The organism is Pseudomonas sp. SMN5, from assembly GCF_052041925.1.
Taxonomy (GTDB): Bacteria; Pseudomonadota; Gammaproteobacteria; order Pseudomonadales; family Pseudomonadaceae; genus Aquipseudomonas.
Genome location: NZ_JBKGGX010000003.1, coordinates 58,237 through 77,826 on the forward strand (window position 1 = coordinate 58,237; position 19,590 = coordinate 77,826).

17 protein-coding genes are annotated in these 19,590 nt (G+C 64.3%); 1 reads left to right on the plus strand and 16 read right to left on the minus strand.

What is annotated here, in order from left to right; genetic code table 11:
- The first annotated feature begins 16 nt into the window (after positions 1 to 16).
- On the plus strand, positions 17 to 904 hold the full coding sequence (locus ACLEJR_RS03685; RefSeq protein ID WP_440812196.1) for a LysR substrate-binding domain-containing protein: 888 nt from the start codon (positions 17 to 19) through the stop codon (positions 902 to 904).
- A gap of 67 nt (positions 905 to 971) precedes the next feature.
- On the opposite strand, the gene ACLEJR_RS03690 is transcribed toward ACLEJR_RS03685, so the two are convergent.
- The 16 genes from ACLEJR_RS03690 to ACLEJR_RS03765 all read right to left on the minus strand — a co-directional run bounded on the left by ACLEJR_RS03690 (position 972) and on the right by ACLEJR_RS03765 (position 19,552).
- A complete protein-coding gene (locus tag ACLEJR_RS03690; RefSeq protein WP_440812198.1) occupies positions 972 to 5,015 on the minus strand; it encodes a dermonecrotic toxin domain-containing protein in 4,044 nt (1,347 codons plus the stop codon).
- 326 nt (positions 5,016 to 5,341) lie between these two features.
- Positions 5,342 to 5,788 (minus strand): excinuclease, encoded by a 447-nt coding sequence (locus ACLEJR_RS03695; protein ID WP_245143469.1) that lies wholly within the window; start codon positions 5,786 to 5,788, stop codon positions 5,342 to 5,344.
- A gap of 38 nt (positions 5,789 to 5,826) precedes the next feature.
- The gene (locus ACLEJR_RS03700; RefSeq protein WP_440812202.1) at positions 5,827 to 7,053 is read right to left on the minus strand and encodes a beta-ketoacyl-ACP synthase; all 1,227 of its coding nucleotides are present in this window, start codon (positions 7,051 to 7,053) and stop codon (positions 5,827 to 5,829) included.
- A complete protein-coding gene (fabG, locus tag ACLEJR_RS03705; RefSeq protein WP_440796944.1) occupies positions 7,053 to 7,781 on the minus strand; it encodes a 3-oxoacyl-ACP reductase FabG in 729 nt (242 codons plus the stop codon). The genes ACLEJR_RS03700 and fabG overlap by 1 nt, the downstream gene beginning before the upstream one ends.
- Positions 7,778 to 8,245: an ApeP family dehydratase gene (locus ACLEJR_RS03710; protein WP_440796946.1), complete on the minus strand. Its 468-nt coding sequence runs from the start codon at positions 8,243 to 8,245 to the stop codon at positions 7,778 to 7,780. Before ACLEJR_RS03710 ends, fabG begins: the two co-directional genes overlap by 4 nt.
- The gene (locus tag ACLEJR_RS03715; RefSeq protein WP_440812204.1) at positions 8,242 to 9,438 is read right to left on the minus strand and encodes a beta-ketoacyl-[acyl-carrier-protein] synthase family protein; all 1,197 of its coding nucleotides are present in this window, start codon (positions 9,436 to 9,438) and stop codon (positions 8,242 to 8,244) included. Before ACLEJR_RS03715 ends, ACLEJR_RS03710 begins: the two co-directional genes overlap by 4 nt.
- A complete protein-coding gene (locus ACLEJR_RS03720) occupies positions 9,435 to 9,917 on the minus strand; it encodes a hypothetical protein (RefSeq protein WP_440812207.1) in 483 nt (160 codons plus the stop codon). The genes ACLEJR_RS03715 and ACLEJR_RS03720 overlap by 4 nt, the downstream gene beginning before the upstream one ends.
- Entirely contained in the window at positions 9,914 to 10,642 is a 729-nt protein-coding gene (locus tag ACLEJR_RS03725; RefSeq protein WP_440812210.1) for a class I SAM-dependent methyltransferase, read from the minus strand. The genes ACLEJR_RS03720 and ACLEJR_RS03725 overlap by 4 nt, the downstream gene beginning before the upstream one ends.
- On the minus strand, positions 10,639 to 11,886 hold the full coding sequence (locus ACLEJR_RS03730) for an NAD(P)/FAD-dependent oxidoreductase (protein ID WP_440812212.1): 1,248 nt from the start codon (positions 11,884 to 11,886) through the stop codon (positions 10,639 to 10,641). Before ACLEJR_RS03730 ends, ACLEJR_RS03725 begins: the two co-directional genes overlap by 4 nt.
- Complete coding sequence (locus tag ACLEJR_RS03735) at positions 11,873 to 13,030, minus strand: sodium:proton antiporter (RefSeq protein WP_440812214.1); 1,158 nt, start codon at positions 13,028 to 13,030, stop codon at positions 11,873 to 11,875. The genes ACLEJR_RS03730 and ACLEJR_RS03735 overlap by 14 nt, the downstream gene beginning before the upstream one ends.
- Entirely contained in the window at positions 13,024 to 15,366 is a 2,343-nt protein-coding gene (locus ACLEJR_RS03740; protein ID WP_440812215.1) for an MMPL family transporter, read from the minus strand. Before ACLEJR_RS03740 ends, ACLEJR_RS03735 begins: the two co-directional genes overlap by 7 nt.
- Positions 15,350 to 15,943 carry an outer membrane lipoprotein carrier protein LolA gene (locus tag ACLEJR_RS03745; RefSeq protein WP_440796960.1) on the minus strand — a complete coding sequence of 198 codons (594 nt, stop codon included), beginning with the start codon at positions 15,941 to 15,943 and terminating at the stop codon, positions 15,350 to 15,352. The genes ACLEJR_RS03740 and ACLEJR_RS03745 overlap by 17 nt, the downstream gene beginning before the upstream one ends.
- Entirely contained in the window at positions 15,940 to 16,365 is a 426-nt protein-coding gene (locus ACLEJR_RS03750; protein WP_440796962.1) for an acyl-CoA thioesterase, read from the minus strand. The genes ACLEJR_RS03745 and ACLEJR_RS03750 overlap by 4 nt, the downstream gene beginning before the upstream one ends.
- Positions 16,358 to 17,902 carry an HAL/PAL/TAL family ammonia-lyase gene (locus ACLEJR_RS03755; RefSeq protein WP_440812218.1) on the minus strand — a complete coding sequence of 515 codons (1,545 nt, stop codon included), beginning with the start codon at positions 17,900 to 17,902 and terminating at the stop codon, positions 16,358 to 16,360. Before ACLEJR_RS03755 ends, ACLEJR_RS03750 begins: the two co-directional genes overlap by 8 nt.
- A complete protein-coding gene (locus ACLEJR_RS03760) occupies positions 17,883 to 18,821 on the minus strand; it encodes an LpxL/LpxP family acyltransferase (protein ID WP_440796966.1) in 939 nt (312 codons plus the stop codon). Before ACLEJR_RS03760 ends, ACLEJR_RS03755 begins: the two co-directional genes overlap by 20 nt.
- A complete protein-coding gene (locus tag ACLEJR_RS03765; protein WP_440812220.1) occupies positions 18,818 to 19,552 on the minus strand; it encodes a glycosyltransferase family 2 protein in 735 nt (244 codons plus the stop codon). The genes ACLEJR_RS03760 and ACLEJR_RS03765 overlap by 4 nt, the downstream gene beginning before the upstream one ends.
- Between the last annotated feature and the right edge of the window lie 38 nt (positions 19,553 to 19,590).

Genomic DNA, 19,590 nt, shown 5'->3' on the forward strand with positions numbered 1-19,590 from the left:
CCTATTGGATTGCCTCATGGAATTGCGTCACCTGCGTTACTTCATTGCCGTCGCCGAGGAACTGCACTTCGGCCGCGCCGCCTTGGCGCTGGGCATCTCCCAACCGCCGTTGAGCCAGCAGATCCAGGCGCTGGAGCAGGAAATCGGCGCGCGGTTATTCGAGCGCACCAATCGTCGGGTCGAACTGAGCGAGGCTGGACGACTGTTCCTGGACGAGGCGCGACGGGTCCTGGCCCAGGTCGACAAGGCCGCCGATGTGGCCCGGCGTGCCCAACTGGGTGAACTGGGTGAGCTGAAAATCGGCTTCACCTCTTCGGCGCCTTTCAACTCCACCATCCCCCAGGCGATCTTTGCCTTTCGCCAGCGCTTCCCGGCCGTGCACTTGAACTTGCGGGAGATGAGCAGCACCCAAGTGGCCGACGCGCTGCTGGACGACACGATCGAGGTGGGCATCATGCGCCCGTTGCCACTGCCCGACGCGTTGCAGGAAATCGAACTGAGCCGCGAACCCCTGGTGGCCGTGCTCAGCGCCAAACATCCCCTGGCCCAGGGCAACGACGCGGGCCTGTTCCTCTCGGCCCTGGCCGAAGAACCGTTCGTATTTTTCCCCCGCAGCTACGGTAGCGGCCTTTATGCCCAACTCCTGAGCCTCGCCCGTGACGCCGGCTTCAGCCCGCACTTCGCCCAAGAGGCCGGCGAGGCGATGACCATCATTGGCCTGGTCGCGGCAGGGCTGGGCGTCTCGGTGCTGCCGGCGTCCTACCAGCGCATGCGCATCGACGGCGTGGTCTACCGCCCCCTGCTCGACCCGGCGGCGGTGTCGGCGGTGTGGCTGGTGTTGCGCAAGGACCAGCGTTCGCCGATGGCGAAGGCGTTTGTGGAATTGCTGACCACAAACCCCTGAATGCAAGGACATCGTGTCGGATGAATGCGCAGGGCGCCAGAAGGCGCCCTTCGTAGTTTTCGTGTGTCTAACCCTCCCAGACAGTCGCCGATCGGTTGACGTGGTAATCATAGAACCCCTGCAGTATCCAGGTATCACCCTTGCGTTCGAACGCGGCGCGCCATGCGCTTCGGCCACTGCCAGCGGCCAGTTGGGCCATGTCGTACCAGTAATAGCGATTGATTCTCTTGGTGGTGGCCCTGCCGGCGCGGATGTCTTCCATGATTTCCCGTACTTTCGTTTTGGCTGCCTCAGGGAAGTTTGCATAGGACATCTGCGCTTCAGCCAGTGGGCTGGTGTCGACGGTGAACTTGTCCGGTGTCGCTACGGCGGGCGGTAGAACCGGCAAGGCGGTCTGTGGCTGGGCCCCTGTTACTTTATGGGTTTGGGCCTGCGTAACGATGTCGATATCGAACGGTTCGTAATTGGCAAGGGTGCTGCTGAACCGAGTAATCTCTTCTCCGGTCAGCAACATCACGTTGCGCTGTCTGGTCCCTTTATTGGCAATGATATAAGGCACTCGATTATTCCTGATCTCCGTCAGTAATCCGGGTTTGTGCCTGCGCTGTTTCTCCTGCCTGAGCTCGGCAATCAGCTCATTGTAGTAGCCCTCCGAGTCGATGTATTTCTGTCGAGCGGCCAGGTCGTCCGGCCCGTCTCCGGGATAAAGCTCCTGGGCTCTGGCGGTCATTCTGGCTTCTACGACGTCCAGCATTGACCGGGTGTCATTGGCAATCTTGTCGATGGCGGCCTTTTTTCGGCTGCCTTTCGAAGTGAACGCCATGAATACCGCGCCGGTAATGTTATCGGTGATGACCGTAGTGTTTACCTTGATCCTGTCTTCGGTGAAGAACATGTTCTGATGGGAAAGTATCGTGTCGTATATCTTTATTTTCTGAGTGTCGCTCAGGGCTATGTTGGCTACGTTTGCTTCGATGTCTTTACTGCTGATAACGACAATGCTCCAGGTATTCATCTTGTCCAGCAGTTTTACGTGGAAGACTTTATGCCCGGACAGATTGCCTTGCCCCTGATTCAGGGCCCTTATCTTGGCGCGATAGGCATTGATGTCGACTGCACCGATATCGCTCATGCTTTCGCGAAGTATGCGTTCGGCAAGCGCTTCAGGCATGGAGTAAAAAATGTCCCTGGCAGTGTTCAACGCTTCGGGAGATGGGCTGCGATTCAGGACCAGCACGCCTTCCAGCAAGGCATTGCAGGTTTGTTGTCGTGGGGTTTCTGGAGCCCCACCGAGCAGGCTCTGGAGCGCGCCGCCCCCGCGCAGCCGGTGGCGCTCTTCGACTCGCCAGCCATCATTTTCCCAGACGACCGTTCGCTGGTTCGAGCGATTGTCCGGTGCATAAATGATCTGTTCACCGGCCTGGACAGCCGTCTTGTAGTAGTCCTTGCCCAGGGTCAGATAGCCCTGGCCACTTGCGTCCCTGTACCGATGGCGGCCCTCGGGTATCAAGCCATGACCATCGAACCCCCGGAGCACGAAGGGCGCCAGATCCGGGTCCGGGATGCGTGGCAATGACGAAAGTGCCGGGCGAGCCTGGTTTCGGCGGCGTCCGGCGCGAGCCATGATCAAGTCCTGCCCGGCCTCGGCGATGACCTCTGCCAACCCGCCGATAAAGTCAGCAGCCCACTGGCGCAAGTTGCCGCCCTCATCCTCTATCGCCGAGACTGCCGCACCGCCCGCCATGGTGGGCAGGATCGCACGTCCCAATATGCCGCCCAGCCGGCCTGCCGGGAACATCGACATGGCCCCGGTCAACAGCATGACACCGTTGCGACGCCCTTCCCGGGCGGTTGTGCTGTCGCGCTCGGCATTGCTAACCGTCAACATTTGCGCTGTCTTGACCGCGTGGGAAACCTGGGTTTCATACAGCGCGTTGAACAGGTTCGTTTCCACGATGGGCGAAGCGATGTTCCTGGCGAAATCCTCCTGCGCCCGGTCTTTTGTCCAGGTGAAGACCGACTGCGTGACTTGCTTGAGTTTCTGCTCCAGCGTCAGGTTTTGCGCACCCGGCACCAGGCTGGCGAGCTGCCTGGCTTGCTCGAGCAGCGGTAGCTGCGAAATCAGCCATCGAGTCATTGGCGTCGTCGCGGTCAACGCTTGTGCCAGGGTGTTTTCCAACGTTCGAGCACTGCTCGCGTCGACGTCCCGGAATACCTTGCCGTCCGGCGCCCCAGGCGTGTATAGCGTCAGCGAGGGACGGCTCGCCACCGACCTGACCCCGAACGCCAATATTTCTTTCAACACGCTATCGCCCCAGCGCAACTGGCGGACCACCACCTCGTGGCCGCCAACCTTTTCGCGCCCCGCCGCCGCAGGGCTGTCCAGCGCCGCCAGCACCAGTTTCAACCCGGTGTTATCGCGGTCGTGCCGCAAATCGCCGCCGATGTGAGCCGCCCACACCTGGGCTCGCATCTGCCGGGCTTTCACGGCCGTCCATTGCGCCTGTGCCGGCCGGGCGGCCTCTTGCAGCTCGGTCGGCAGCCGGGTGCCGATATCGGCTCTTTCGATGACGTCGATAATCTGCGCAAAGCTCAGCGGTCCTTCGACGATGGGCTGTGCGGCATTGCGCTCTTGCTGCGTGAGGTTGGACATCGCCCAGTCTGTCAGGGAGCGACGGTCGTCGGTGATGCCTATGACGCTGCCTTGGGAAATGCCCGAGCCAAACGGTGAGCCACCGGTAGGCGAGTGCGGATCAATCAACTGTCTCCTGATATTCAGAGACACGTCTTCGGGGTCGACTGGCGCATAGCGCTCACGGATGAACCCGGCCAACAGCGTACGAGTCCGGGCCCGGAGGGCATCGGGGGTCGCCAGCTCTACCGGGTCGGGTATCGGAGGCGTATCGATGGCGATTTGCTGGAATGCCTGGGTCGCCCGCCACCACGCCACGCGATCGGGTCCAACCACGTCCGGGTTCTGGTGCAGCCAGGTGTCGAGCTGTCTCAGGTTCAGTCGCAACTCGCGTTCATCCATAACGCCCGCCAGGTCCAGCCGATCTCTCAGGTTCGCCGCCGCATCCAGCCGGCTCACCCAGGCGGTGATGTCCTCCGTTTCCGCTGGTCCGTCAAGCAAGACTCGGCTCACGGCGTTTTTCTGAAGGGTCCGTAAGTCCGTGACCAGACGGATGAGGAAACTTTCGGTGATCGGTGCGGCTTCGACTTCATCCTCGGGACTGGCGTCGCCTTTCAGGCTGGCCTTGAGTTCGCTGAGGCTTTCATACACCTGCAACGGCTCGCCCGGTCGGTACAACAGTGCGCCGCCCGGATCGACGGCATTGTCATGCTGGGTCAGTGCCAGGACGCCCGGTAACGGCACCTCGAAAGCCCATCGTTGCGGGGCCAGGCTCAGGCCGTAGACCCCCGGTCGCCGGTGCTCTTCCAGCCGAGCGCGAGCGTTCGCGTCCGGCGCCCGTAGCAGGCCCTCCGTCAGCGCCTTGTACATCGTCTGGGTCAGCCTGCCGTCGAGCCTGTGGAGGTCCGCCTGGGCCTTGAGTTGCGAGCCGAATTCCTCGGCCAGCCAATGGCTGATGCTGCTGCCCTGACGGGCTTCGATCGGTTCGTCCCAGAAGCTATCCAGCGCCTGCGCCAGCCACTGGTCGACCTCTGTCGGTGTGATGCTGACCAGCCGTTCGATGGCTTCCTTCACCTTGCGCTGGTTCAGGATCGGAGACGTCGACGCGGCATTGCTCTGGTCGAGGACGACGTCGATGTTGTCCAGCTCGCTGAAGTACTCCCGGGCGTTCAACCTGCCGGCGATGACCTGCCAGAACAGGCTGTCGAGCGACAGGGTTTGCATCGCGGCGTGCTCGGGTGCGTCCTCGTCGGTTGATTGCAACCTGCACACCCATACTTGCCGGGCGGTGACGCTGGCGGGCAGGCTGGGGAATGCTTTGCCGAGTTCATCACGCAGGTGTTGCGCCACCACGTCCGAGAAGCCTGGCGTGGCCTCGGTCAGACCAATCATCTGGTGCTGTGAAGCCTTCAACTGGTCGATCAGCGGGGCGCTTGGGTCAGTAGTGCTATCGGCTGGCTGTGAGTGGGGTGCTGACATGGGCTCTTCCTGAGAAATCCTTGGGAAGAGACAAGTTATGGAAACGGGTCGGCGGCAGGGCGGTACATAGATACCGCATGTAGCGGTGGGAGGGTGATCGGGGAGGACTTGACTGCTGTGGTGCCGCTATCGTCGGATCGCCGCCCGGAGCAGGCTCGCTCCCACAGGGGGAGGTGGTGTATGTGGATCCTGAGTACACCTCGAAACCAATGTGGGGGCGGGCTTGCTCGCGAATGGGGGGGCAGCTTGAATCATTGTCGGATGTGACGGCCCTTTCGCGAGCAAGCCCGCTCCCACATTTGGATTTTCAGCAGGCAGGAAGGGTTTTACTGCACCTTCGCCAGATCCCCTTTCAACGCAACCCCGGCCATGATTGCCCCGGCGTGGCATTCGTAGGTGGTGGGGTCCTTGCGCTCATTGCTCTTGTAGAAGCTGACGATGTTGGTGACGGCATTGGCGCCGGCATTCTTGGCGGCCTGGTGCAGGCTGATCAGGGCCGATTGCAGGACCCATTCACAGGCCACTTCGTCGGACTTGTTGAAGGCGTTGGTCTTCTTGTTGGTCACCGCGCCGGGGCTGATCACGGTGACGTTGCCGGCCGGTTTGTTGCCGGCCAAGTAGAACTTCACGCTGCCGTCGATCTTGCCGGTGCGGATGGCTTCGGCGACCACTTTGTCGAAAGGCAGGAACAGCGCGGTATCACGGGCCTGGCTGAGGCTCGGCAGGGTGCCGAGCAACAGGGCGGCGGTCACGGCGATTTTCTTCAACGACATTTGGGTCTCCTTGACGGGGTAGCGGGGTTGGATTGGCTTCAGCGCCAGCGACGGAAGATCAACGAAGTGTTGACCCCACCGAAGGCGAAGTTGTTGTTCATCACGTATTCGTTGCTCATCGAGCGGAACTCGTGGCGCAAGTAGTCGAGCTTGCCGCACTCGGGATCGACTTCATCGAGATTGAAAGTGTGCACGTAGCGGTCACGGTTCATCATTTCGATGCTGAACCAGGATTCCAGCGCCCCGCAAGCCCCCAGGGTGTGACCGAGGAAGCTCTTCTGCGAGCTGATGGGCATGTGCTCGCCAAACAGGCTGCTGGTGGCGAGGGTTTCGGCAATGTCGCCCTGTTCGGTGGCGGTGCCGTGGCCGTTGACGTAGCCGATGGCGGAAGGCGCCAGGCCCGCGTCTTCCAGGGCCAGTTCCATGGCCCGGCGCATGGTGGTCAGCTCCGGACGGGTGGCGTGCTGGCCGTCGGCGTTGCTGCCGAAGCCGACGATCTCGGCATGAATCCGTGCGCCGCGGGCCAGAGCGTGTTCCAGCTCTTCAAGGACCAGCATGCCGGCGCCTTCGCCGATCACCAGGCCATCGCGGCTTTTGTCATAGGGACGCGGACTGGTTTGCGGCGCATCGTTTTTCAGGCTGGTGGCGTAGAGCGCGTCGAAGACCATCGCTTCGGTCGGGCACAGTTCCTCCGCGCCACCGGCGAGCATCAGTGGCAGGCGGCCGAACTTGATCGCCTCGTAGGCATAGCCGATGCCGTGGCTGCCGCTGGTGCAGGCGCTGGACGTAGGAATCATCCGCCCGGTGAGGCCGAAGAAAATACTGATATTGGCCGCCGTGGTGTGAGGCATCATCCGCACATAGGAGTTGGCGTTGAGCCCCTCGGCCACGCTGTTGAGCAGCATGTTGCCAAAGGCCTTGATCTCGTCGGTGCTGCCGGTGGATGAGCCGCAGGACACACCCATGCGCCCGTCCTTGATCGACTCGTCGCCCAGCAGGCCGGCATCGGCCAGGGCCTGTTCCGCCGCGGCCACCGCCATCCGCGAAACCCGGCCCATGCTGCGCAGTTGCTTGCGTGTCCAGTGGGCCGGGACCTGGAAATCATCCACAGGCCCGGCCAGGCGGGTGTTCAGCTCAGAGAAGCGATCCCACTCATCCATGCGCCGGATACCGCTGCGGTTGGCGGCGAAGTTGCCAGCGATGGTGTCCCAGTCGCTGCCGATGGAAGTGATGCCGGCCATGCCGGTGACGACGACGCGCTTCATCAGCACAGGCCTCCGTTGACGGCCAGTACCTGCCGGGTGATGTAGCCGGCTTCGGCGGACATCAGGAAGTTCACCGCGCCGGCGACCTCTTCCGGGGTGCCCATGCGCTGGGCGGGGATCATCTTCATCAGTTCTTCCACAGGTACGTTTTCATCGAGCATGGCGGTGTCGATCAGCCCTGGCGCGACGCAGTTGACGGTGATCTTGCGCTTGCCCAGCTCGATTGCCAACGCCTTGGCCGCGCCGATCAGGCCGGCCTTCGAAGCACTGTAGTTGACCTGGCCGCGATTGCCGATCAGCCCCGAGACCGAGGTGATGCAGACGATCCGTCCGGCGGCGCGGCGACGGATCATCGGCATCATCACCGGGTGCAGCACGTTGTAGAAACCGTCGAGGTTGGTGCGCATCACCGTGTCCCAGTCATCTTCGCTCAAGGCAGGGAAGGCGCCGTCGCGGGTCAGGCCGGCGTTGAGCACGACGCCGTAATAGGCGCCGTAGGTCTCGACATCCGCCTCAAGGATCGCCTTGCAGGCCGCGCGGTCGGAAACGTCGAATTGCAGCACCCGTGCATTGCGCCCCAGGGCCTGGATCTCGGCCTGGACGGTTTCGGCCTCGGCACGGCCACTGCGACAGTGCAGCACGATGTCATGCCCGGCCTGGGCCAGGCGCAGGGCGATGGCGCGGCCGATGCCACGGCTGGAGCCGGTGACCAGGATGGATTCAGTCATGGCGTGTTTCCTGTTGCGGACGGTTCAGAAAGATAGTGGGCGGCCTGGGGCGGACGGAACACGTTCAGCCGCGCCGTGGCGTGGATGCCGGGGGCCTGGATATGGCATTCGAACACACCCATGCCGTTGTCGTCTTCCAGTGAGCGCACGCCGTGGATGGTCAGCTCGGTGCCGACTGGAAAACATTCGACATTGCATTCGAACTTACGGGTGCCGAGCAGGAAGCCCAACTCCACGGCGTCGCCGCGCCGGCGTGCATGGCAACCGGCGAATGCCGCGACACTTTGGGCCATCAGCTCGATGCCGACCCAGGCCGGCAGGGCGCCGTCGTCGCGGTTGAACAGGCCACCGGGCCGGACGGTGGCGTGGGTATGGATCTGTTCGTCATCGAACGACAGGATCCGGTCGATCAGGATCATGTCGCCTGCGTGGGGCAGCAACTCGGCGAGCGGCCAGTCAATCATGGGGCGTCTCCGATAATCAGGCTGACGTTATTGCCGCCGAAGGCGAAGGAGTTGCTCATCAGGCGACGTGGCAGGTTCGGTTTCAAGCGGGTCGCGGCGCTGGTCCAATCCAATGCCGGCAGCGTTGGATCGGCCTGGCCGTCCCAGATGTGCGGCGGCAACGCCTGGGCGGCGTTCTCGGTGCTCAGGGCCAGCCAGCAGAACGCCGCTTCCAGCGCTCCGGCGGCGCCGAGGGTGTGGCCGGTCAAGGGTTTGGTCGAGGAGCAGGGCACGCCGGCCGGGAATAACTCGGCCACCGCCAGGCTTTCCATGGCGTCGTTGTGTTGCGTGGCGGTGCCGTGCAGGTTCAGGTAGTCGATCTGGCCCGGCTCGAGGCCGGCGCAACGCAAGGCCTTTTCCATCGCCTGGCGGGCGCCGCGTCCAGTGGGCTCGGGGGCGGAAATATGATGCGCATCGGAGCTGGCGCCGTCCCCCAGCAAGGCAATCGGGGCGCCAGCGCCGGGGGTCTTGCTCATCAGGAACAGCACAGCTGCCTCGCCGATGTTGATGCCGCTGCGGTTCACCGAAAACGGGTTGCACCGTTCATTCGACACCGCTTCCAGTGCGCAGAAGCCGTTGAGGGTCAGTTTGCACAGGCTGTCCACTCCACCGCACAGCACGGCATCGCACAGGCCCAGGTCCAGCAGGCGGCGGGCGCTCATCAGGGCGCGGGCGCTGGAGGTGCAGGCGGTCGAGATCACATAGGACGGCCCGCTCAAGCCGAGCCAGTCGGACAGAAAATTGGCCGGCGCGCTGAGCTCCTGTTGCTGGTAGTCGTAGCCCTCGGGAAAGTGCTGTTCGCGCAGGTAATGGGCGATGCCATGGCTGGCTTCGTCGATACCCGACGTGCTGGTGCCCAGCACGATGCCGATGCGGGTGCGACCGTAGGCCTGGATGGCATGGTCGATTTCGGCGCGGATCTGCAAACCCGCTTCCAGTAGCAGCTGGTTATTGCGGCTGCGCTGCATCGCCAGGGCTTGGGGGATGGGCGCCAGTTCACCGCTCACCGAGGCCACCGGCAAGGCCCGGTCGGCAACCCAACCTTCTTCGAGGCGCAGGCCCGAGCCATCGCCGGCAAACAGGTTGCGTGCCACGCTGCGTTTGTCGCGGCCCAGGGCGCAGATCAATCCAAGGGCGTTCAGGTAGGCGGTCATGGGGCGCTCTCGGTCAACGGCGTGATGCGGTAGTGCGGGCCTTGGGGCAGGCTCAGTTGGAAGACCAGCGGTCGCTGGTAGGTCACCTGCCAACGGGCATCGAGGCTCCGTTGCGACGCCCGCTGGCGCGCGGTGGGGTAGTTGCCCGCCAGTTCGGCTTCGGGCGTGAGGGCGAACAACAGCGCGGCGAACAACTCCCGCGCCTCGGCATTCGGCGGCAGCAACCCGTCGGCTTGCCATTGGCCCTCGACCAGGCGCTGGCGGGCCACGGGAATGCCCAGCGGGTCCATCATCGACCAGCGGATCCCGGTGTCTTCGTACTGGATCACCAGTAACCAGTCCTGACGCTGGCCGGCCAACTGCCGTTCGATGTGCAGTTGCAGGGGCAAGGCAAGCGTTGGCGTGCGCTCAGGCAACGGTGCGTGGCTGGCGCAGGCGCTGAGCAGCAACAGGCCGACAATAAGCAGGGCGCGCATCATCCAGCGGCCCCTTCCATGGGTTTGCGGGCCACCACGTTGACCAGGGTCTCCTCGCGCTCGCCGAACGGCTTGGGCCGACGCAGGCCAAAACGCTCCAACAGACCGAAATCCCTGGCACGGCTCCACCACAGGTATGGGTAGGACACGTTGCCGGCCTCGAACTGGAAGCCTTGTTCGCGAATCATCGCCAGGTACTGCGCGGCGCTTTTCTGCACGTGCATCGGATGGCGGAACAGCCAGCGGATCACCCAAGTGTCGATGTAGGCCTCGGTGGACTCGGCGAACATCAGATAGCCGCCGGGCTTGAGTACTCGATAGAACTCGGCGAGGGCCTTTTCCTGCTCCACCAGGTGATGGAACGTCTGGTGGCAGAACACCAGGTCGACGCTGGCATCGGGCACCGGCAATTGCGCGCAGTCGCTGCCGATCAGTTCCACGGCCATGCCCTGGCGCGCCGCTTCCTCGGCGCTCAAGTCCAGGCTATGGGGATCGGCATCGACGCCAATCAAACGCTGTGGTGCGAACACCTGTCGCAGGTACTGGAACGATTTGCCCTGGCCGCAACCGGCATCCAGCAACACTGGATTGGCCGGCAGCGGTTGGCTGAACAGCCCGCGCAGGTCGTTGATCGCGACCCGCAACACATGATGCTGCCAGGTGTGGCTACGCAGGAACCAGAAGCCGAAGCGCGTCTCCTCGACGTAGTTGTCGCTCAGGTAGCTCATGAAGCGTCACTCGCGCAGATTTCCGAAAGCATGCGCAGGCGGCGCTTGGGTTCGCTGACGAACGGATTGCGCTCATCCCAGGCATAGCCGGCCAGGATCGAGCTGATCATGCGGCGGATGTCGGCCGAGCCTTCGGTGTAGAAAATCACGTCCTGGAAGGTGCCGGCGTACCAGCCTTCGACGTAGCAGCGGAAGGTATCGACGCCGCGCTTGAGTGGCTCGGCGAATTCGCTCTGCCAATCCACGGCTTCACCTTGCAACTGACGATGCAGCACATCGGCGGCCATGCTCGCCGAGCGCATGGCGATGGTCACGCCAGACGAGAACACCGGGTCGAGAAATTCCGCGGCGTTGCCCAGCAGGGCGAAGCCCGGGCCGTGCAGGGTTTTGACATTGGCCGAGTAACCGCCGATGGTCCGCGCCGGGGTGTCCCACACGGCGTTCTGCAACACGCCGGCCAGGCTCGGGGTCTCGTCGATGAAGCCGCGCAGGCAGGCATCGAGGTCGTCGGTGCGACCGGCGAAATGTTCCGCTGCCGCGACCACGCCCACCGAGCAGCGCCCGCCGCTGAACGGGATGGTCCAGAACCAGACGTCGCGCTTGCTCGGATGGGTGGTGATGAGGATTTTTTCGCGATCGAAGGTCGGGGCGTCGATGCGATCTTCAATATGGGTGAACACCGCCTGGCGCACCGGGAAGTTCGACGGCGCCTCCAGGTCCAGCAGGCGCGGCAGGACCCGGCCATAGCCGCTCGCGTCGAGCACGAAGTCGGCTTCGACCCGGTACTGGCTGCCGTCTTCACGTTGCACGCCCAGTTGCGGCCGGGTGAGGCTGAAGTCGGCGCTGGCAATGGCCTGGCCGTAACGGATTTCCACGCCTTGCAGCGCCGCCTGGTCGGCCAGCAGCTTGTCGAAATCGGCGCGTTGCACCTGGAAGGTGGTCGGTTTGCCATGGCTGAAAGTGTCGCCGAAATCGAAGGCGCTGTAGCGCTCGCCCCAGGCGAAGGCCGCGCCGTTCTTGCGCTGGAACCCGGCGGCATTCACCGCGTCGAGCATCCCGGCTTCTTCGACGAAATCCAGGCAATGGGACAGCAGGCTCTCGCCGATGGAGAACCGTGGGAAATGCTGGCGCTCGATGACCAGCACATCGTGGCCCTTGCGCTTGAGCAGCGCGGCTGCGATGGCGCCGGAAGGGCCCGCGCCGATCACGACGACCTGGCGACTTTCCATTTCAACTTCTGGCATTGGAGCTCCTGGCCGGGACGGCAATCGAGGTCATACGGTGAAAACCGGCCAGGGCCGGCAGCAATGTAGCGATCAGCCCCATCAGCATCAGCGTGAAGTACAGCGCCGGGCTGATGAGCTGTTGTTGCAAGAGCAAATTGAGGAACACGATTTCACTCAAGCCACGGATGTTCAGCAAGACACTTTCACGCCAGCGGCTGGCACCGGCGAACGACGCCCCGGCCCAACCCAGCCCCAGCCAGTTGCCCAGCAGTTTGCTGGCAATCGGCAAGCCCAGCAACGCCAGCCATTGCACCCAGCCGAGGCTGCTCATGGCGCTGTGGACGTTGATCTGGACGATGCCGAACGTGAGGATCAGCGGGATCGCCAGGTACGTCTGTAGCCCCTGCATCCAGGCCGTATTGACGGGCAAGACCAGCGGCACCTTGAGCGCGGCCATGCACAGCAGGTAGCCGATGCCGACGATCAGTGCATTGAGCCGGTAGTGTTCGGCCACCACCAGCAAGGCAAAGAAGATCCCGCTGTGCAACAACGGCTGACGCAGGCCGAGCAACCGCAACAGCAGCGGCACGCAGGCGCCGGCCAACGGCAGCAACAGGCTGCTCAGGTGCAGGCTGCCCTGGGCCAGGCCGAACAGGCTCCAGCAGGCCAGGTCGATCAGGATCGCCGTCTGCACCAGGCGCCGGGTGGCGGCGGGCGGGTAGTCGATATGGCGCAGATACAGGTACAGCACCGGGATCGCGGTGATTGCGAACAGCAGGCCCACCGCCAGGGAGCTGATCCACGGTTGCGGCGGCAACAGCCAGAAGGCTGTTCCCAAGCCGCAGGCGAACGGAACGACGAAGCTGGGCAGCGCGATCTTTACGCTCTGGCGGTCCAGGCGCAGGTCGATCACGTCGCTGAGGATGTGCCCCAGCAACAACGCGAACGCCAGGCTGTAGAGGTTCTTCAGCCATACCGGCGATACCAGCTGCGCGCCGCTGAGCTGCCAGCCCGGCTCGATCCAGAAATACATCAGCAGCGGCAGGCCGAAGGTCGCCAGCAGCAACTGGCTGACAATCGGGATCAGTCCGAAGCGTCGGCCCACTAACGTAGCGACAGCGAACAAGACCAGGGCCATCAGCCAGAAAACCGGGATCAGCATGGCCTGGGCTCCGGCGCGGTGGCCTCGTGGGCGTGACGCCCGGCCCACGGCGCCAGCATGAAGCTGAAGGCCAGTCCCAGGCTCACCGACAGGCCGAAGTTACTCACCGCCGGCGTGCTGGAAAGGGCCAGCAGACCGAACGACAGCCAGGTGGTGACCGCCGCCAGGAAGGTCCCCAGCAAGCTCACCGCGGCGCCGCCGATCTGTTCGCGCATGAGGATCGCATAGTCGACGCCGATGGCGGTCACCAGCAGCAGGCCGAACAGGCTGAACAGGGTCAGCGGCTGCCCCAGCCAGCCGAGGCTCGCCAGGCTGCACAGCGCCGCGAGCAGCGGTAGGGCGACGATGCGCAAGGCTGCGCCGACCCCGAATGGCCAGATCAGCACCAGTACGATCAGCACGCAAGAGGCCAGTTTCAGCTCGGCGGCGCTGACCTGCGTGGCGGCGAACACCTGGTTCAGGTCTCCCAGGCGATCCACCAGTTGCACGCCTGGCAGATCCACCGCCTGCACCCGCAGCAGCGCCGCGTCATTCAGGCCTTGCAGACTGACGGTGGCGGCCACGCCTTGTCCGGTCGGGCCGAGCCAGAGCGTGCGATACGGTTCGGCCAGGGGGCCGCTCAGTGCCGCGTCGATGTCTTCGATCGGCAGGGCTTGCAGTTGCGCCAACTCCGCTTGCAGCGCGGCGACCGGCACGCCCAGGTCCAGCAGCGGTTGCCAGAACGCCGGCAACCGGGCCAGGGCTTCCCGGACTTTCTGCTGCTCGGCCGGCGGGCTGACCAGTTGGTTCAGCGACAGGTAACCCTGGAGTTTGTCCAGGCCGACTAACTGATCCAGGCGCTCGTTGAGCGCGGTCTGGCGCTCCAGCAGTTGGGCCTGGTCGTCGGCGCGGATCAGGAAGAACTGACTGGTGGGCTGGAAACCGGTGATGCGCGCAATGTCGCGGGCTTCGTCGGTCAGGTGTTGGGGCGTGCCGATCCACTGGCGGATGTCGTTCTTGGTGGTCAGATGCCACAGACCGCCCGCGCAGAAGGCTAGCAACAGCCCCAGCAGGACTGGCGTGCGCACCCGCGCCAACAAGGTTTCGCGCAGCTTGAGCAGGCCCTCGCACAAGCGCAGCGGCCATTGGGCCGGGCGCAGGTCCGCGCCCTTGAGCAGCGCCGGCAGCAGGCAGACAGCCGTCAGATAGGCGCCGATGAGTCCGGCGGCGGAAAATATCGCGATCTGGGTCAGCGCCGGGAAGGGCGTCCAGGCCAGGGCGAGGTAGCCGATGCAGGTGGTCACCAGGCTCAGGCTCAGGCCCGGCAGGGTCAGGCGCAGGGCCGGCCAGCTGCGCCAGGGTTTGAGGCTCCAGCTCTTGGACAGATAGTGCAGCGGGTAATCCACCGCCACGCCGATCAGGCTGGAACCCAGCACCAGGGTCATGACGTGCATGCGACCGAACAGCGCCACGCACGCCACCGCACCGAACAGCATGCCCACCAGCACCGGGACGAAGGCCAGCCACACCCGCAGGCGCCGGAACGCCAGGAGCAACAGCAGCAGGATGCCGACCGTCGCGCCGCCGCCGACCCAGGTGATTTCCCGCGAGGCCTGTTGCTGGCCGCTGGCGGCGTACAGCAGGCCGCTGGCGGCCAGCAGTTGACCTTGGGCCTGGCTCGCCTGCTCGCGACTGTATTGCAGCAACGCGGCCACTTGCAGCGGCAGATTCATGTCAAACGCGTTGCCCTGGGTGCGGGCCCGCAGCATCACCCAATGCTTGCCGTCGGCCTCGGCGACCAGCGCCCCGCTGCCCACGTCGAGCTGTATCGCGCCGCGTTGTGGCTGGCTGTTCTGGATGCGTCCGGTCAGGCCCAGCCAATCGTCCTGGCTGGGCACCAGGCTGAAGCCGCTGAACGGATCGAACAGCGCCTGGACCCGTTGCTGGATGAACGCCTGGGGTTGTTCTATCAGTTGCTGACGGTCCGTCGCCGAGAGCATCGCCAGCCGTCCGTTGAGCAGTTGCGTGCGCAGCGCCGGCAAATCGGCCTGCAAGGTCCACTGGACCTTGTCGAACAGTCCGCTGGCCTGCCATTGCCCGGCGAGGCTTTGCGCCAGGGCGAGGGCCTGTTGTCGGTCGACGTGCCCGACCAGCACAAGTACCTCGCGATTGAGCGGTTCTTGCATGCGTTGTTCGGCGACGAGCTCCAAGGCGTCCGGGGAGGTGCCCGGCACCAGTTCCATGAGATTGGCCGACAGCGGCGCGCCCTGACGCCATTGCCAGCCGGCGAGCGCCAGTACTGCCAGCAGCAGGATCAGGAACAGCCGTGGCAAGCTGCGTTCACTCGGTAAAGTCATGTTGCTCCGCTTCACTCAAGGGCTGCGCGCTGGTGGCGTCCTGCATGCGCAGCACGGTGCTGTCGCCCTGGGTTTCCAGCAGCTCGATGCGTTGCACCAGTTCGCCGCCGTCGATGTTGATCTGGTTGAAGACCTGCTTGAGCAGCACCGACCGCGGAGTCAGGGTGAGTTTCCATTGCTGTGGCTCGCCTGAAAGGCTCAGCTCGAAATCCCGTTGCAGGCCGCTGCTGTCGCCCTGCAATACCGCCAGGAACAGACGGTTCTGTTCGGCGCCGGCGCTTTTGTTCGGCAGCATCTGCCAGGTGTCGCCGTCCCGCCGGGCAATGCCCTGGGCGCTGATGCGGTAATCCTGTTGCAACGGGGTTTGCAGTAGCCAGAGCAGGCCGTGTTGCTTGGCCAGCACGAAGCGACCCTTGCTGATCAGCGGCTGGGGCAGGGCGCGCAAGTGTTTTTCCTGGATGAACTGGCCGTGGATCACCTCCGGACGCGCCAGTTGATCGCTCAACTGCTGCAAATCGAAGGCCTGGGCCAAGGGCGCCAGGCAGCACAGCAAGAGCCAGACCGACAAGCGCTTCATGGCAGTTTCCTTTCAACGGCTTCGACAAAGACCCGAGGCGAGGCCAGCAGCATTTCGCGGCTGGCGATGTCCACCGCCACCTGCACCGAACTGGCGCGGGTCAGGCGTTCGCCGGTGGCTGCATCGCTGATCAGGTAATTGATCTTCAATCGGTTTTCCCACTCCACCAGGCTGGCGCGCACGGTCAGCGTCTGGCCGAACACCGCGCTGCGTACGTAGCGCAATTGCAGGTCGATCACCGGCCACGCATGGCCGGATTCGAGCATGTCGTTGTAGTTGTGGCCGATCAGGTCGAGCAGCGCGCAGCGGGCCACTTCCAGGTATTTGACGTAGTGGCCGTGCCAGACCACGTTCATCGAATCCACATCGAAGAATGGCACCACCACCTGCGTGTCGACGTGCAGCACGCCCTGGCTACGCATGCAGCCTCCAGTGTTGCTCGGCGATGCGTTGCAGGCACAGGCGCAATTCGCCTTCCAGGGCGCGGTCCTCGATGACCGGGGCGAAATCCTCGGCCAGTTGCGTGTGCATGACAGCCAGGGCCGGTGGCAGCGCTCGTGCATCTTCGGCGCGGCTGCGCAGCCACACGCCCTGGTTGGCCGCCAGCAGCGTCGCGGCGGCGACCTGTTCGGTCAATTCCAATACGCGAATCGCATCCCGGGCGGCGATGGTGCCCATGCTCACCTTGTCTTGGTTGTGGCACTCGGTGGAGCGCGAGAACACGCTGGCCGGCATCGTGTTTTTCAAGGCTTCGGCGGTCCAGGCGCTGGCGCCGATCTGCACGGCCTTGAAGCCATGGTTGAGCATCGCCCGCTCGGCGCTGGCGCCGGACAGGTTGCTCGGCAGGCCGTGGTTGTAGCGTTCGTCCACCAGCAGCGCGAGTTGTCGGTCCAGCAGGTCGGCGACGTTAGCCACCAGGTTTTTCAGGCTGTCCATGGCGAAGGCGATGTGCCCGCCGTAGAAGTGCCCGCCATGCAGGACCCGCTCGGCCTCGGCGTCGATGATCGGGTTGTCGTTGGCGCTGTTGAGTTCGGTTTCGATGAACGAACGCAGCCAGGCCAGGCTGTCCGCCAGCACGCCGAGCACATGGGGAGCGCAGCGCAAGGAATAGCGGTCTTGCAGGCGATGCAGCGGCGCGGTCGGTGCATCGATCGCCAGGTCCTCGCGCAGCCACGCGGCGACTTGCATCTGCCCCGGGTGTGGCTTGGCGGCGAACAGGCGTTCGTCGAAATGCTCCGGGTTGCCTTGCAGGGCGACCACGTTCAGCGCAGTGATGCGGGTCGCCAGGTGCAGCAGGTAATCGGCCCGGGCGTAGGCCAGGCAGGCCAGGCCGGTCATCACCGCGGTGCCGTTCATCAGCGCCAGGGCTTCCTTGGGCCGTAGCACCAAGGGCGTCCAGCCCAGTTCGCGGTGCACGTCGGCGGCTGCGCGGCGTTCGCCACGGAACATGACTTCACGCTCGCCGGACAAGGTCGCGGCAACGTAGGACAGCGGCGTCAGGTCACCGCTGGCGCCCACCGAGCCTTCTTCGGGAATCAGCGGCAGGATGTCGTGTTCGAGGAAGGCTTGCAGGCGTTCCAGCAGTTCCACGCGCACCCCTGAAACGCCGTGACACAGCGACTGCAAGCGCGCCGCCAGCACCGCACGGGTGGCCTGGGCGTCCAGCAGCTTGCCCAGGCCGCAGCCGTGGAAGGTGTACAGGTGACGCGGCAAGGCCTCGACGTGGTGCAGCGGCACCGCCACCACGCAGGAGTCACCGTAGCCGGTGGTCACGCCGTAGATCACGCCTTCCTTGTCCAGCAAAGAGTCGAGGAACTGCGCACCCTTGGCGATGCGCTGGCGGAACGCCGGGTCATCCTGCAAGCGGGTCGGCGCCTGGCGGTTCGCCAGGGCCAGCACATCTTCGATGCGCAGAGGGCGTTCGCCGAAGGTTACCGGCTCAAGAGTGGGCATCGTCATCGGTCTTCCAGAAAGGGTAAAAGTTGAACCACTGTTGCGGGCCCTGGAGGCAGAACTGCGCCAGGCGTTCGGCGTAGCGGCCGGCCCAGTGGGCGATGGTTTGCTCGCGGTCGTTGCGCTTCCACACCACGGCCTCGGCGAAGGGTTCGAGGGTGACGCGATAGCGCCCCTCATGCTTGAGACACATCAACAGGTTGACCGGGCATTTCAGCAGGCCGGCCAGCAGCCAGGGGCCTTGGGGGAACGCGGCCGGATGGCCCAAGAAGTCTACGGTCACGCTGCGCCCCCCATGCAGCGGCACGCGGTCGCCGGCAATCGCCAGCCACTCGCCGCGCTCCAGGCGCTCGCTCAGTTGCAGCATGACCGCCGGGTCCAGTTCGCTGACCTGTATCAGCCGCAAGTGCGTGGCTCCGGCTTCGCCCAACAGGCGATTGAACTGCTCGGCGTGCTTGGTATGCACCAGCACGTTCATGGTGACTTTTTCACCCAGCTCGGCCAAGGCCCGGCACATCTCCAGGTTACCCAGGTGGGCGCCCACCAGCATCTGCCCGCGGGCGTCACGCAAGTGATTGCGCAGCAAGGCAGTGTCGACGATTTCGATCTGCTCGATGCTCAGCTTGCCGTTCCACACGTCGAGCTTGTCGAGCAGCGAATCGGCAAAGGCCATGAACTGCCCGAACACCCGCCAGCGGGTCGGGCGCAGCTCGGGACGGGCGCTCCAGTCGGCCAGGCGCTGCTGGTATTGCCAGGCGGCCTGGCGTGCGCTGCGCCCGAAAATGAAAAAGTACAGGACGATGCCGTACAGCACCGGTGTCAGCAGGCGACGGCCCAGCACCCTGGCGGCGAACGCGGTGAGTTTCATCAGCCAGAAGCTGCCGCGCTCCTGGCGGTCGGCCCAGTGTTGCTTGTCGACGTTCATGTTCGCCACCGTCGCCAGAGAATCAGCGGCAAGCGCACCAGCATGCCGAAGAACAGCCGGGTGTGCATGCTGGAAATCAGCACATTGTCGTGGAACAGCCGGAAGTGCGAGACCCCGTCGGCAGGGTAGTGAACCCGGGTGTGCAGCCAGCGCATCGGCTGGTTGCGCCAGGCCAGGCGCACCAAGATGTCGGAGTCGAAATCCATGCGCTTGCCGATATTGGCCGAGTCGATCAGCGCCAGGGTCGGTGGCAGCGGGTAGACCCGGAAGCCGCACATGGAGTCGCGGATTTGCAGGGACAGGCTGTTGATCCAGACCATGACGTGGGTCAGGTAGCGTGCGTACAGACGGCCTTTCGGCACGCTGGCGTCGTACCGTGGATAGCCGCAGATCAGCGCGTCGGGATGGGCGCGGGACTGCTCGATGAACGTACTCACGTCACCCAGGTCGTGCTGGCCGTCGGCATCCACCTGCAAGGCGTGGCTGAAACCCAGGCGCGCCGCTTCGCGCAGACCGGTCATCACTGCACCGCCCTTGCCTTGGTTGACCGCCAGCCGGACCAGATGCACCCGCTCGCCTTCGGCCAGTCGCTCCAGCACTGCTGCGCAGGCCGGGCTGCTGGCATCGTCCACCAGCACACAAGGCAGGTCGCGGGCGAGCAATGCCTGGACCACCGCCGAGATGGCGGTTTCGTGGTTGTAGACCGGGATCACGGCGCAGGGGTTATGCATGCTGTTTGCCTTGCGCCGATCCATTGTGGCGAGGGAGC

Coding starts and splice junctions, on each gene's coding strand:
- ACLEJR_RS03730 (WP_440812212.1), bottom strand. CDS start 11,886: ATGCCAGAAGTTGAAATGGAAAGTCGCCAGGTCGTCGTGATCGGCGCG.
- ACLEJR_RS03700 (WP_440812202.1), bottom strand. CDS start 7,053: ATGAAGCGCGTCGTCGTCACCGGCATGGCCGGCATCACTTCCATCGGC.
- ACLEJR_RS03690 (WP_440812198.1), bottom strand. CDS start 5,015: ATGTCAGCACCCCACTCACAGCCAGCCGATAGCACTACTGACCCAAGC.
- ACLEJR_RS03735 (WP_440812214.1), bottom strand. CDS start 13,030: ATGCTGATCCCGGTTTTCTGGCTGATGGCCCTGGTCTTGTTCGCTGTC.
- ACLEJR_RS03765 (WP_440812220.1), bottom strand. CDS start 19,552: ATGCATAACCCCTGCGCCGTGATCCCGGTCTACAACCACGAAACCGCC.
- ACLEJR_RS03755 (WP_440812218.1), bottom strand. CDS start 17,902: ATGACGATGCCCACTCTTGAGCCGGTAACCTTCGGCGAACGCCCTCTG.
- ACLEJR_RS03715 (WP_440812204.1), bottom strand. CDS start 9,438: ATGACCGCCTACCTGAACGCCCTTGGATTGATCTGCGCCCTGGGCCGC.
- ACLEJR_RS03685 (WP_440812196.1), top strand. CDS start 17: ATGGAATTGCGTCACCTGCGTTACTTCATTGCCGTCGCCGAGGAACTG.
- fabG (WP_440796944.1), bottom strand. CDS start 7,781: ATGACTGAATCCATCCTGGTCACCGGCTCCAGCCGTGGCATCGGCCGC.
- ACLEJR_RS03760 (WP_440796966.1), bottom strand. CDS start 18,821: ATGAACGTCGACAAGCAACACTGGGCCGACCGCCAGGAGCGCGGCAGC.
- ACLEJR_RS03740 (WP_440812215.1), bottom strand. CDS start 15,366: ATGACTTTACCGAGTGAACGCAGCTTGCCACGGCTGTTCCTGATCCTG.
- ACLEJR_RS03710 (WP_440796946.1), bottom strand. CDS start 8,245: ATGATTGACTGGCCGCTCGCCGAGTTGCTGCCCCACGCAGGCGACATG.
- ACLEJR_RS03725 (WP_440812210.1), bottom strand. CDS start 10,642: ATGAGCTACCTGAGCGACAACTACGTCGAGGAGACGCGCTTCGGCTTC.
- ACLEJR_RS03745 (WP_440796960.1), bottom strand. CDS start 15,943: ATGAAGCGCTTGTCGGTCTGGCTCTTGCTGTGCTGCCTGGCGCCCTTG.
- ACLEJR_RS03720 (WP_440812207.1), bottom strand. CDS start 9,917: ATGATGCGCGCCCTGCTTATTGTCGGCCTGTTGCTGCTCAGCGCCTGC.
- ACLEJR_RS03750 (WP_440796962.1), bottom strand. CDS start 16,365: ATGCGTAGCCAGGGCGTGCTGCACGTCGACACGCAGGTGGTGGTGCCA.
- ACLEJR_RS03695 (WP_245143469.1), bottom strand. CDS start 5,788: ATGTCGTTGAAGAAAATCGCCGTGACCGCCGCCCTGTTGCTCGGCACC.